The sequence below is a fragment of the Gammaproteobacteria bacterium genome (genome assembly GCA_009845905.1).
In the GTDB taxonomy this organism is placed as follows: Bacteria; Pseudomonadota; Gammaproteobacteria; order Steroidobacterales; family Foliamicaceae; genus Foliamicus.
The window spans coordinates 234,032-247,299 of the sequence record VXYS01000004.1; the positions used below are offsets into that span (position 1 = coordinate 234,032).

11 protein-coding genes are annotated in these 13,268 nt (G+C 66.0%); 6 read left to right on the forward strand and 5 right to left on the reverse strand.

The window, feature by feature from the left end; translation table 11 throughout:
* Window positions 1-31: 31 nt before the first annotated feature.
* From F4036_02575 to F4036_02590, 4 genes are all read right to left on the reverse strand, one after another.
* Window positions 32-1,264: a transporter gene (locus F4036_02575; GenBank protein MYK36624.1), complete on the reverse strand. Its 1,233-nt coding sequence runs from the start codon at window positions 1,262-1,264 to the stop codon at window positions 32-34.
* A gap of 79 nt (window positions 1,265-1,343) precedes the next feature.
* Window positions 1,344-1,745 (reverse strand): hypothetical protein, encoded by a 402-nt coding sequence (locus F4036_02580; GenBank protein MYK36625.1) that lies wholly within the window; start codon window positions 1,743-1,745, stop codon window positions 1,344-1,346.
* Between the two features lie 63 nt (window positions 1,746-1,808).
* On the reverse strand, window positions 1,809-3,062 hold the full coding sequence (locus tag F4036_02585; GenBank protein ID MYK36626.1) for an MFS transporter: 1,254 nt from the start codon (window positions 3,060-3,062) through the stop codon (window positions 1,809-1,811).
* A 51-nt stretch (window positions 3,063-3,113) separates the two neighbouring features.
* The gene (locus F4036_02590; GenBank protein MYK36627.1) at window positions 3,114-4,370 is read right to left on the reverse strand and encodes an MFS transporter; all 1,257 of its coding nucleotides are present in this window, start codon (window positions 4,368-4,370) and stop codon (window positions 3,114-3,116) included.
* Between F4036_02590 and F4036_02595 the strand changes: the two genes are divergently transcribed.
* The 6 genes from F4036_02595 (at window position 4,347) to F4036_02620 (ending at window position 11,973) form a co-directional block, all read left to right on the forward strand.
* Window positions 4,347-5,870 carry an MFS transporter gene (locus tag F4036_02595; GenBank protein ID MYK36628.1) on the forward strand — a complete coding sequence of 508 codons (1,524 nt, stop codon included), beginning with the start codon at window positions 4,347-4,349 and terminating at the stop codon, window positions 5,868-5,870. The genes F4036_02590 and F4036_02595 overlap by 24 nt on opposite strands.
* A 1-nt stretch (window position 5,871) precedes the next feature.
* A complete protein-coding gene (gene acnA / locus F4036_02600) occupies window positions 5,872-8,472 on the forward strand; it encodes an aconitate hydratase AcnA (protein MYK36629.1) in 2,601 nt (866 codons plus the stop codon).
* A gap of 24 nt (window positions 8,473-8,496) precedes the next feature.
* Window positions 8,497-9,372, forward strand: coding sequence for an ABC transporter ATP-binding protein (locus tag F4036_02605; GenBank protein ID MYK36630.1), 876 nt, complete (start codon window positions 8,497-8,499; stop codon window positions 9,370-9,372).
* The gene (locus F4036_02610; GenBank protein ID MYK36631.1) at window positions 9,366-10,382 is read left to right on the forward strand and encodes an ABC transporter permease; all 1,017 of its coding nucleotides are present in this window, start codon (window positions 9,366-9,368) and stop codon (window positions 10,380-10,382) included. Before F4036_02605 ends, F4036_02610 begins: the two co-directional genes overlap by 7 nt.
* A 149-nt stretch (window positions 10,383-10,531) precedes the next feature.
* Window positions 10,532-11,344, forward strand: coding sequence for a TatD family deoxyribonuclease (locus F4036_02615; GenBank protein ID MYK36632.1), 813 nt, complete (start codon window positions 10,532-10,534; stop codon window positions 11,342-11,344).
* Window positions 11,341-11,973 (forward strand): glutathione S-transferase family protein, encoded by a 633-nt coding sequence (locus tag F4036_02620; GenBank protein ID MYK36633.1) that lies wholly within the window; start codon window positions 11,341-11,343, stop codon window positions 11,971-11,973. The genes F4036_02615 and F4036_02620 overlap by 4 nt, the downstream gene beginning before the upstream one ends.
* Here the strand turns inward: F4036_02620 and thrC are convergent.
* Entirely contained in the window at window positions 11,954-13,261 is a 1,308-nt protein-coding gene (gene thrC, locus F4036_02625) for a threonine synthase (protein MYK36634.1), read from the reverse strand. The two genes, F4036_02620 and thrC, sit on opposite strands and share 20 nt — an antisense overlap.
* Between the last annotated feature and the right edge of the window lie 7 nt (window positions 13,262-13,268).

The following is a 13,268-nucleotide window of genomic DNA, read 5'->3' on the forward strand; positions in this document are numbered from 1 at the left end:
AGAGACCAATTTCGGAAATGTGCGTAATTCTTCATGATGTCACCAACAAGGAATTGAGTCGGGCCACGGCGCTGTCCCGCCGTTCCCGCTCGCGGGCAATCCGGGCCAGCAGGATCAGTTCGGCCAGCTCGCCCTCGATGATCGGCGAATAGTCCCCTATTCCCGATTCGTACTTCGTGCGCTGCGCGGCCACCTGTTCGCGAATGGCCGAGATCTTCGCGTTCAGCGCATCCGTTGCGGCCTCGGCAGCCCGGCGTGCCGCATCCAGGGCCGAATACCGCGCCGCTGCGCCCCTCGCGGCGGCCGTTCGGCGGCTTACGGCGCTTTCCCGCTGCGCCCTGGCGCCGCGCAGGGCCGGCGCCTGCGAACGGTTGCCCCAAAGCGGAACGCTGAAGGTCACGGCCGCCGACACCCAGTCATCGCCGGGGAAGCGCACGTCCGTCCCGCCGGCATCGCGTTGCTGCCAGGTCACGGACAGCCCCCACTCGGGCTTCCAGGCGGCCTGTGCCTTCTCCACGCCGGCCTCGGCCACGGCCACCTCCGCGGCCGCCACCCGCACGGGGTGCAAGGCCTCCGGATCCCCCGACCAGGCCATGGGTTCAATCGGCGGCAGGGAGACTGCGGCGGCCCCGCCTACCAGGTCCGCAAGACGCGCGTCAACATCGGCTTCCTCCGCCTGAAGGTCGGCCAGCGCACGAGCGATTTCCGCCCGCTGCAGGTCGATCTCCGCCAGCCGGAACAGCACAGGGCGGCCCGCCGCGTTCTCGCCTTCCACGATCTGCTCCAGTTCGGTGTACAGCGAATCCTGGCGTTGCAGCAGCGCAAGCTCTTCCGCGATGCGTCGTCCGCCGAACAGGGCAACGAGCAACTCCGAGCGCATGCGCGCGAACTGCATGGCCTCCAGGGCTTCGTATCGGGCGGCGCTTCGCCTCGCCTGCGCCGAGCGGGCGGCCCGCGCGTCGCGATTCGGAATCTGCTGGCTTACGCCCAGCGCCTTGTTGGTGGGCAGGTAGGTGCGAAACGAGGGATCGGCCAGCGGAAAGTTGTTGATTCCCACCGACACCACGGGATCGGGCCAGGCCGTCGCGGCAACCGCGTCCGCACGCCAGGCCTCGGACTCCAGGCGCAGGGCCTCCAGTGCCGGGTGCTCTCTCAGGCGCGCTTCAAGCTCGGGAAAACCCTGCGCGAACACGGCCGGGGCGCCCAGCGCGATGCCGAGCGTAAACGCAAGCAACGAAAACAGGTTTTGACTTTTTTCAGCCATCTTGATCTCCCCTTCAGGGAAATGAGCGGGTACGGAAGCGCACCGGGCGCCGGCCCGGTGCGAGCATTGCGCTCGACGGCTAGGTCAGAAGTCGCTGTTTGAGCAGGACGGGCGTTAACGCGGCCCGTGGGGTCGCCCGAGGCGGTCCGATATTCCGAACCGTTTGCGGGCGGACGAAAACGGGCGGGTGGCCCGCAATCGCAGGCGCCGGATTGAACTCCGGCGGATGATTGTTTGCAATGGCCTTGGCGGCCGAAATTGCGGGGGCCGGCTCGTAGTCGCCGCAATCGGCGCACTCCGGGGATTCCCCGTGCTGCATATCGCCATGCCGGATCCCGGAGGATTCGGAACAGGAAGGGTCGTCGGCGATCGTCTGACGCGCATGCCCGAGCAAGTCATCCAGACAATGACAGGCCAGGGCCGGCTGTACAACCAGCAGGGCGCCGGCCAGGGAAAGCAATATGCGTCGGTGGTTCTTCATCCTTGCGCCGATTATACGATTGCGCGGGGAAACCCTTGAGGTGCAACGCCTTCCTGGCGCGAATCAGTGTCCCCGGGACTCGGCCCTGCCGCGCCCCAGCAGCAAGAGCAGCGCCGGTCCGAGCACAAGCAGCGCCATCGCCGGCAACAGCACCAGAATATACGATCCCTGACGGTCGAAGGTGAGCCCGAATATCACGGGGCTGGTCGCGGTTATGAATGCCTGACAGATCATGATCAGCGCGTACACGCGTCCGTAGGATGCAAGGTCGAATTCGCGCGCAATCATGTACGGCAAGGCTGCGAATTTCGCGCCCGCGGACAAGCCCACGCAAGCCGCAGCGCACACCACCGTCCACACGGGAAGTTCCGGCAGGGCCAGCAATCCGCAGGCAGCCGCCCCTACGGCCAGCGCCACAAAAGCCAGGCCCGGCGCCCACACGTAATCGATCAGATATCCGCCGCCCACTCTACCCACCATGATGAACAGACCGATCAGGCCGAACAGCGCCGCTGCCTGCGGCCTCGCATAACCGGCGTCCTCGAGGATGGGGGCAAAACTGGAAATCATTCCCGAGAGACCGAATGTCGCGCTGCAGAATGCGATTGCCATGATCCAGAACGTACGGGACTGGACCGCGAGCCGGAATCCGGTGCTGGGCTTGGGCCGACCAGGCTCCGCAGGCGCCCGGTTTTCATCGGACGGGCGTTCAGCCGGCTCGCGCGGCGCATCCTTCAAACCCAGGATCAGGATCGGAACCCCCACCACGAGAATGAGCGCCGAAACTCCGAAAAAGCCGGCGCGCCAGTTGAAGTACTCCATGAGCGTGGCGACATAGGGCGGCAGGAACAGTGCCGCCAGTCCGCTTCCCGAAAGCAATATGCCGAAGGCCATGCCCCTCTTGCGTTCGAACCATCCGGCCACGTACCGCGTCAGCGCGATCGAGGACGCGCCCATGCCGAGGACGGTTGCGATCGACCAGGAGGCGTAGAAGCGCGGCAGCCAGTCGCTGCTCGTGCCGATGAGCGCCATGCCCAGGCCGTAGCCCACCGTGCCCCAGATCACCAGGGGGCGGGCGCCATAGCGATCGCAAAGCCAACCGACGAGCGGCGCCAGGCTCGCGGCGGTCATCGTGGCAACCGTAAAGCTCAGGGCCACCTCGGCGCGCGACCAGCCGAAGGCTTCCCCCAGGGGGATGGTAAGAACCCCCACCAGGTAAACCGGGACGGTGCCGAAACTGAACACCTTGCCGACCAGGGCCGCACCCAGCGGCCGCCATCCGCGGCGAAACTCGCTCCAGGGACTGTCAGGGCTCATCGGGGCGACATACGTTGTCGGGAGCCTCGCCGTGCAGGGTCCTGGCTTGCGTCAGTGCCCCGCGACGGCACCGCGGCCTTTCTTCAGGAAAAGGAGCAATGCCGGGCCGAGCACCAGCAGAATCATGGACAGCAGCAACAGCGAGCGGTAGCTGCCGGTCTGATCGAAGGCGTAACCGAAGATCGGGGGACTGATGGCGGTGATGACCGCCACGCCTACGACCAGCAGTGAATATACCCGGCCATAGGACTCAAGACCGAACTCCCGGGCAGCCAGATAGGAAAGCGCGTCCCACTCGGCGCCGGCCGCCAGGCCCAGGCAGAAGGCGGCGACAACCACAAGCCACACCGGAAGCGCCGGCAGAATCAGCAGTCCGCAGGTGATGGCGCCGCAGGCCAGCGCCACGAAGGTCAGCCCGGGGGCCCACATCCTGTCCAGCAGATAGCCCACGCCCAGCCTTCCCACCATCACGAACAGACCGATCAGGCCGGTCAGCGCGCCGGCCTGTGCGGCCCCGTAGCCGACGTCCCGGAGGATCGGATTGAAGCTGGAAATCAGTCCGGCAATGCCGAAAGTGGCGGCGCAGAATGCGATCGACATCAGCCAGAAGGCCCGGCTCTCGAAGGCCAGGCGAAAGCCGCTGGGGCGCTGGGCGGGCGGTCCTCCCTCGGAGGCGTCGTCAGCTCCGGCCTTGTTGGCGGGCGCCGGCTTTTTCGGAGCGTCCTTCATTCCCGCCACCACCACCGGAACGCCGATCAGCAGGATCGCCGCGGACAATCCCAGGTAGCCTGCCCGCCAGTCGAAGTTCTCGATAAGGGAGGCCACGAACGGGGGCGCCGCGAAAGCGGTCAGGCCGCTGCCCATCAGCATGATTCCGAGAGCCAGGCCGCGCTTGTGCTCGAACCAGCCCGCCACGAACCGGGTCAGCGCGATCGCCGAGGCGCCTACGCCGAGCATCGTCGCCAGCGACCACGAGGCGTAGTAGCGCAACAGCCAGTCGCTGCTGGTCGCGATGATCGCCATGCCTAGGCCGTAGCCCACCGTGCCCGCAATCACGAGCGGACGCGAACCGAAGCGGTCGCAAAGCCAGCCGACAAGCGGCGACAGGCTGGCCGAGGTGAAGGTGGCGACCGTGAAACTGAACGTCACTTCGGCCCGCGACCAGCCGAAGGCCTCGCCCAGCGGAACCGTGAAGACGCCCACCACGTAGATCGGAATGGTGCCGAAGCTGAAGGCCTTGCCGATGACGGCGGACGCGAGCGGCTTCCATCCGACGCGGAACTCATTCCAGGGACTGACCGAGTTCATTGGCGCAACATACGCCCATATCCCCGGCGAAATCAAGCTTGCAGGGTTCCGTTGCTTTGTAGGGGGACTTTCCTGCCCCGTAGAATACGGCCCCTATGCCCTGGCTTTCGCCAAACTAGCCGCGTCTTGAATCCGCCCTCCGCCACTCCGCCACCTGTCCCCTTCGCCCAGCGGCTGACCTGGGGCGCGGGTTCGCTGGCCACCATCAGCTACCTGAACGTTTTCACGGCGCTGGCGCTCTATTACCTGACGCTGGTGCTGAAGATGGACCCGGCGCTGGCGGGTCTGCTGATTACGCTTGCGCGGCTGATCGACGCGTTCAGCGACCCGTTGATGGGCTGGGTCACCGACCATACGCACACGCCCATGGGCCGGCGGCGGCCCTACCTTCTGCTGGGCGCCGTGATCTGCGGCGCCTCGCTGCCGGCGGTGTTTTCGATGCACACCCTGTTCGGGGGCCTGCCGCCCGCCTGGGGCGCCGTGATGATCGTGCTGGTCTTCTATTCGCTGGGCTTCACGATCTTCAATGTGCCCTACCTGACGATTCCGGTGGAGATGACCCGGAATCGAATCCAGCGCCTCAGCCTCATGAGTTACCGCTCGGCCTTCATGATGGTCGGGGCGATGCTGGGGGCCGCCGGCGCCCCGGCGCTGGTAGAGGTGCTGGGCGGGGACACCGATGCCGACGCCTATCAGACCATGGGGCTGATGTTCGGGGCCCTGGTCATCGTTTTCATGCTGATTCCCTTCTTCGGCACCCGGGGCGCGTATGCGGCGCCGCTTGAGGCTCAACCCAGCCTTTCCCTGTGGCAGCAGGTGCGCACCGTTGCCGCAAACCGCCCCTTCGTTCTGCTGATCGGCGCCAAGTGCACGCAGTTCATCGCGCTGGCCGTGACCGGCGGCACCTCCGTGTTCATGTTCACGGTGGTTCTCAAACAACCCTTCACGCTGCTGCCCTGGCTCGCGCTCGCCAGCACCTTCACGATCCTGGCCGGCATTCCCTTCTGGAAATGGTGCGGACAGCTCATGACCAAGCGGCGCGGCGTCCTGATCGGCGCCGCCGGCGAAGCCCTGGCCAGTCTGACCTGGCTGCTCGCGAGCCCGGACTGGACCCGCGAAACGCTGATCGTGTTCCTGGTGGCCCGGGGCATCGTCGGCGGTTTCTTCGGGTCGGCGATCCTCCTGTATTCGCAGGCCATGTGGCTCGATACCATCGACTATGACCAGGAGCGCACCGGTCTGCGGCGGGAAGGCCTGTATACCTCGGTCTATGTGTTCGTCGAGCGGCTGGGCTATTCGGCCGGCCCGTTGCTGGTGGGCCTGTTCCTCGGCGCCTCCGGATTCGACGCCAACCTGGCTCCCGAAAATCAGCCCGCCAGCGCCGTCACGGCCGTGCTGATTTGCATGGTGGCCATACCCACCATCGCCCAACTCGGCATGCTGTTCTTTGTCTGGCGATACCGCCTTCCAGAAATCATTGACGGAAAAACGAAAATCTAAGATGAGTACCAAGTTCATGCGCCGTCTCAGGCTCGACGGCCGTTCGTACCGCTATTACGACATCACCGCGCTCGGTGCGGACGAAGTGGCGAAGCTCCCCTTCTGCCGCAAGATCTTGCTGGAGAACCTGCTTCGCAACGCGGACAAGGACGCTGCCGGCGCCGGCCTGCTCGCGGCCCTGAGAGGCGACGGCGAACTGGAGTTCAGTCCCGCCCGCGTCATCCTGCAGGACTTCACCGGCGTGCCGGCGGTTGTGGACCTGGCCGCCATGCGCGACGCCATGCAGTCCCTGGGAGGCGATCCGGAGGCGATCAACCCCCTGGCGCCTGCCGAACTGGTGGTGGACCACTCGGTCCAGGTGGATCACTATGCGAGCCCCGACGCACTGGCGCGCAACAACGAGCTGGAGTTCGAGCGCAATCGCGAACGCTATTCGTTCCTGCACTGGGGCCAGCAGGCATTCCGCGAATTGAAGGTCGTCCCGCCCAACACCGGCATCGTCCACCAGGTCAACCTGGAACGGCTGGCGCGGGTGGTATTCAGGGCCGAACAGGACGGCGAAACGCTGGTTTATCCGGACACGCTCGTGGGCACGGACTCGCACACGACCATGGTCAACGGACTCGGCGTACTGGGCTGGGGCGTTGGGGGAATCGAGGCCGAGGCGGCGCTGCTCGGCCAGCCCATCACCATGCTTCCGCCGCCGGTACTGGGCGTGCGCCTGCACGGCAGCCTGCGCCCCGCCGCCACGGCCACGGACCTGGTGCTGACGGTAACCGAGGCGCTTCGCGAGAAAGGTGTCGTGAGCTGGTTCGTGGAATTCTTCGGGGAAGGCCTGAATGGCCTTCCTTTGGCGGATCGGGCGACATTGGCCAATATGTCCCCGGAATTCGGAAGCACTTGTGCCATTTTTCCTGTTGATGGCGAGACAATACGCTATCTTGAATTGACCGGACGCGACCGGCAGCATGTGGCGCTGGTGGAAGCCTACGCCCGCGCGCAGGGCCTCTGGCGTGACGGCGACAGCCCCGATCCGGAGTTCGACGACACGCTGGATATCGACCTGGATTCCGTGGTTCCGTCCATTGCCGGCCCCCGGCGCCCGCAGGACAGGATTCCGATCACGCAGAGCAAGCCGGCATTCGCTTCGGCGCTGAAGGAGCGCGGCGGAACCGCCGTTCCATTCTCGGGCGACAAGCCCGGAGACGGCGCGGTCCTGATCGCGGCCATAACCAGTTGCACAAACACCTCCAATCCCTCGGTCATGATGGCCGCCGGCATGCTGGCGAGGGCGGCCCGGAAGCGCGGCCTCAGGGCCCCGGACTGGGTCAAGACGAGCCTGGCCCCCGGCTCCAGGGTAGTGACCCGTTACCTGGAGTCCGCCGGACTTCTGGACGACCTGGCGGCGCTCGGATTCGAGATCGTCGGATACGGATGCACGACCTGCATCGGCAATTCGGGCCCCCTCCGCGAGGACATCGCCCGCCATGTCGAGGAATCCGGACTGGGCGGCTGCGGCGTTCTGTCCGGCAACCGCAACTTCGAGGGGCGCATTCATCCGCAGGTGTATTTCAACTACCTGGCGTCCCCTCCCCTGGTCGTGGCCTGGGCGCTGGCGGGGCGCATGGACGTGGACATCGAGCACGATCCTCTGGGCATCGACTCCGAGGGCAAGCCCGTCTATTTGCGCGATATCTGGCCGGACGCCGCCGAAGTACAGGCGGAAGTGGCGCAGCACGTGCGCGCGGCGCAGTTCGAGGAGGGTTACGCCGGGGTGTTCGACGGCGACGAACGCTGGAACGCGCTGGAAAGCACGGCCAGCAGCCGGTATCCCTGGGACGATGATTCGACCTATGTTCGCCGCCCGCCTTTCTTCGACGGCATGTCGGCCGAGCCCGGAGAACCGCAGGCCGTGACCGCCGCCAGGGCCCTGGCGTTGCTCGGCGACTCGGTCACGACCGACCATATCTCGCCTGCCGGGGCGATCCCGGCGCGTTCTCCCGCCGGCCAGTGGCTGAGCGAACAGGGCGTGGCGCCGCGCGAATTCAACTCGTACGGCTCGCGGCGCGGCAACCACGAAGTCATGCTGCGCGGCACCTTCGCGAACATCCGGCTGCGCAATCGCCTGGCGGGCGGCGTGGACGGCGGATGGACGCGGCTTCAGCCCGACGGCGAGGTGATGAGCATCTACGAGGCGGCCATGCGCTACCGCGAGGAGGAAACGCCGCTGGTGGTGCTGGCCGGCAAGGAATACGGTTCGGGCTCCTCGCGCGACTGGGCGGCCAAGGGCACGGCGCTGCTGGGCGTGCGCGCGGTGATCGCGACCAGCTTCGAGCGGATCCATCGCTCCAACCTGGTGGGCATGGGCGTGCATCCGCTCGAATTTCCGGAGGGGACCGACGCCGCAAGCCTGAAACTGGACGGCAGCGAGACCTACGACATCTCCGCACCGAACGGAGCGGAGGTGACGGTGCGCGCCACCCGCACCGACGGCTCCACGGTCGAGTTCGCGGCGCGCTCGCGAATCGACACGCCGAAGGAGCACGAATATTTCCGGCATGGAGGCATCCTTCCATACGTGTTGCGCCGCCTGGCGGCCTGAACCCCACGCATGACGGGCCCACCCATTCTTGCGGTGAGGGAACTGGTCAAGAACTATGGCCAGGTACGGGCGGTACGCGGCATTTCCTTCGATGTGCCGCGCAACTGCTGTTTCGGCCTTCTCGGGCCCAACGGCGCCGGCAAAACCACGACCGTTGAGATCATCGAAGGGGTCACGCCCGCTACATCGGGCGAGGTGCTGTACGAGGGCCGGAAAGCCGGGGCGCAGTTCCGCCAGGACTCCGGCGTGCAGTTCCAGACGGCCGCGCTGCAGGACTTCATCACGGTGCGCGAGACGCTGGAAATGTTTCACCGCCTGTACCGGCGCCGCGCCAACATCGACCGGGTAATCGCCGACTGCGCGCTGGAAAAGCTCCAGAAGCGCGACAACCGCAAGCTGTCGGGCGGACAGCGCCAGCGTCTGCTGCTGGCGATCGCGCTGGTGAACGACCCGAAGATCCTGTTCCTGGACGAGCCGACCACCGGCATGGATCCGCAGGCGCGGCGCAATTTCTGGGAGCTGGTGGAGCGGATCCGCGCCCGCAACAAGACCATCGTGCTGACCACGCACTACATGGAAGAGGCCCAGGCGCTGTGCGACGAGATCGTGATCATGAACGAGGGCGTGATCGTCACCCAGGGCGCCCCGGACACGCTCCTGAAGGCGCACTACAAGGAAATCATCCTGGAACTGCCCGAAGCCGACCTTGAGGAGCTGCCGGCGGAATTTCCCTTTCACACCTACCGGCGCAACGGACTGGTGGAAATACACACCGATGACGCCAACGAAGCCATCACCCGCCTGAGCCGCGCCGGAGCGCCGCTCGGCCGCCTGAACATTCGTCCCTTCCGCCTGGAGGACCTGTTCCTGGACCTCACGGGCAAGGAGCTCAGATCATGATCCAACGAATCCTCGCAATTCTGCACGCGCGCAATCTCGAATTCCTGCGCGACAAGGCCACGCTCGGCTGGAACGTGGCGATGCCGCTGCTGCTGGTGGCGGGCATGGCCGCGATCTTCTCCGGCGGCGACCGCGCCTCCTACAAGGTGGCGCTGGTGCAGGCCGAACAGGAGATCAACACGGCCGCGCATCCCTACCTGGAGACCCGCTATTTCGACTTCATCGCGATGGAGCAGGAGGAAGCGATCGAACGGGTCGCCAACCACCAGCTCGATCTGGCGCTCGACCTCAATTCCGGTACCTACTGGATCAACCCGGAATCGCCGGGCGGATACTTCGCCGAGCGCCTGCTGGAAGCCTCCTCGGACGAAAGCGCGTGGCTGCGGCAGCCGGCCAGCGGCGACCCGATCACCTACGTGGACTGGCTGATTCCGGGCATCCTCGGCATGAACATCATGTTCAGCTGCCTGTTCGGCGTCGGCTATGTCGTGGTGCGGTATCGAAAGAACGGCTTTTTGAAGCGCCTGAAGGCCACCCCGCTGCGGCCGGTGGAATTCATGTCGGCGCAGATCCTCTCGCGCCTGCTGCTGGCGATTTTCGTCACCCTGCTGCTCTACGGCGCGACCCGCCTGCTGCTGGACGTCCGGATGGAGGGCAGCGGGCTGGCGCTGTTCCTGGTGGCGGTGCTGGCGTCGATCAGCCTGGTTTCGATCGGCCTGGCCATGGCGGCGCGCGTGACCAGCGAGGAGCTGGCGGGCGGGCTGCTGAACCTGGTGACCTGGCCGATGATGCTGCTGTCGGGCGTGTGGTTCTCGCTGGCGGGCGCGCCACAGTGGGTGCAGCAACTGTCCAACATCTTTCCGTTGACACACGCCTTGACGGCCGCGCGCGAAATCATGCTGTACGGCGCGGGATTTGCCGACGTGCTGCCGCAACTGCTGATCCTGGCGGGCATCACGGCGGCCTTCCTTACTGTGGGCGCGACCCTGTTCCGCTGGCGGGGGGCGTGAGTGGGCTTCTTTTCCTGTTACCTGCCTCGTGGGAGACGCATGAACCCATCCATGGGGCTTGGCGGCGACTCCTGTCGCCGACACTCCCACGAGGCAGGTAACAGGAAAAGAAGCGTGCCAAACCCTGAATTGGAGGGCGTGGCGTGGGGTTGATTGATATTGGCGCGAACCTGGCGGACGCGTCGTTTGATGTGGATCGGGACGAGGTGATCGAACGAGCTGCGGCGGCCGGCGTGCGGCACATGATCGTGACGGGGACGGGGCTTAAGGAATCGGAGAGCACGCTGACATTGACGGAGCGGCATTCGGGGATTTTTCGGTGTACGGCGGGGATTCATCCGCACCTGGCGACGCGGTGGACGGATGCGCCGCAAGAGGCGCGCGAACGGCTCGGCGCGGTGCTTGGCAGCGAGCTGGCGGTGGCGGCGGGCGAGTGCGGGCTGGACTACTTCCGCAACCTTTCGCCACAGGAAGCGCAGCGCGCGGCGTTCGCGGGGCAGCTCGAACTGGCGGCGGAGCACGGCAAGCCGGTCTTCCTCCATCAACGGGACGCGCACGGCGACTTCCTCGCCATTCTGAAAGAGCACGAAGTCGACAGACTCGGCGGGGTGGCCCACTGTTTTACCGGCGGACCGGAGCAGGCGGAAAGTTACCTTGAACTGGGGCTGTACATCGGCATCACCGGCTGGATCCTGGACGAGCGGCGGAATCACGAGCTGCTGAAGGCGATTCCTCTTCTTCCACTCGACCGCGTGCTGCTTGAAACCGACAGCCCGTACCTGCTGCCCCGCCATCCCGATGTCAAGCCGCACCGGAAACGCCGCAACGAACCGGAGTTTCTGCCCTACGTGGCCTGGGCCCTGGCCAATAAAATGCGTGTGGACCCTGAAGAACTCGCCGGCGCCGCGCACGAGAACACCCGCAAGCTTTTCGGATGGCCCGAAACGGAGGAAGCCCAATGAGTGAAGAACTGGTCTTTTACACGAACCCCATGTCGCGCGGTCAGATCGCGCGCTGGATGCTGGAGGAAGTCGGCGCCGAATACCGCACCGAGGTGCTGCAGTACGGCCCCGAGATGAAATCGGAGGACTTTCTGGCCATCAATCCGATGGGCAAGGTGCCGACGATCCGGCACGGCGACGTCGTGGTTACCGAGTCCGCCGCGATCTGCGCCTACCTGGCCGACGCCTTTCCCGATGCGGGGCTGGCGCCTCCACAACAGGAGCGCGGGGCCTACTACCGGTGGATGTTTTTCGCCGCAGGGCCGCTTGAAGCGGCAACCATCAACCGCGCGATCAAATTCGAAGTTCCCCCGGAACGCGAGTCCATGATCGGATACGGAACCCTTGAAGCGGTCCTGAACACGCTCGAAGCCGCCGTCAGCGCAAGCGAATTCGTTGCGGGCCCAAACTTCAGCGCGGCCGACGTCTACGTAGGCTCACACATTTTCTGGGGTCTCGAATTCAAGTCAATCGAGATGCGACCGGCCTTCCTTGACTACTGGTCGCGCCTGGAAAACCGCCCGGCCCGGCTGCGCGCCGCAGCACTCGACCAAGCGCTGGTGCCGCAGTCTAGCGAAGAAACGGAGTAAGCGCGGCAAGTTCGGCGGGTATTTCCTCGTGGCTGGAATGCCGCGAGAGCAGTTCCTCGAGTTGCGGTGGCGGCGCCACCGTAGTCCCGATGAGCGGTTCGACCACGGTCTCGAACTTGGCCGGGTGGGCGGTGGCGGCGATGACCCAGTCACCGGCGGGCGCGCCGGATTCGGCGAGCAGCCCGCGGCAGGCGTCCACGCCGGCGGCGGTGTGAGGGCATAGCACCGCGCCGGAATCCGAGTATTCCCTGCGGATCCGGCGGCGAATCCGCTTGTCGTCGACGCTCGCGGCGCTGACGGCGGCCCGGATCCGGTCGATGTCGCCATCGAACTGGTGGCGCAGCCGCTCCATGTTGCTGGGATCGCCCACGTCCATCGCGTTGGCCAGTGTGCCGATGCTTTCGCGGCCGCGGTATTCGCCGCTGGAAAGGTATTCCCCGATCGTGCGGTTGGCGTTGGTCGTGAGCAGGATACGGCCGATGCCCGCGCCCATCTCGCGCGCCCAGAGGCAGGCAACCCCGTTGCCGAGGTTGCCGGTGGGAACGACGAAATGGGTTCCTTCCGGCGACCTGAGCGCGGCCCAGGCATGGTAGGCGCTTTGCGGCAGCAGCCTGCCGAGGTTGATGCTGTTCGCCGAGCCCAGACGCACTCTTTTTCGCAGCCGGGCGTCGGCGAATGCCTGCTTGACCAGCTGCTGGCAGTCGTCGAACGCGCCGTGCACGGCAAGGGCCTGGACATTGTCGTCCCAGCACCCGAGGTGGTGCTCCTGGCGGGGCGATATCCGGCCCTTTGGGAACAGCACAACCACGCGGATCCTGTCGCGGCCGGAGAACGCCGAAGCTACGGCCGCGCCGGTATCGCCCGAGGTGGCGACGAGGATGGTCAGCGTCGGCGACGAAGCGGGCTCTTCGGCGAGTATGCGCTCCAGGCAGGCCGCAAGGAACCTTGCACCGTAGTCCTTGAAAGCCGCGGTGGGGCCGTGAAACAGCTCGAGCAATCGCAGCCGCGCGCCGTTCACGGCAGGCGACAGATCGGCCAGGGGCAGTGCACTGGCGAAGGCGTTGCGGCAGATGTCCGGCAGCGCGCCGGCCAGCGACGAGCCCGCGAAGTATGGAGCCAGCATGCGTTCGGCCAGCTCCGCCGGCGTGGCGGATTCGGCCAGCGCCCCGCGCTCGAATGCCGCGAGGCGCTCAGGAACGTACAAGCCGCCGTCCGGCGCCGTGCCGGTCTGCAGAACAGCTTCGAGCCCGGCGGGTCCCCCGCCGCGGGTGCTGTGGAACGCTGTCATCGAAAAC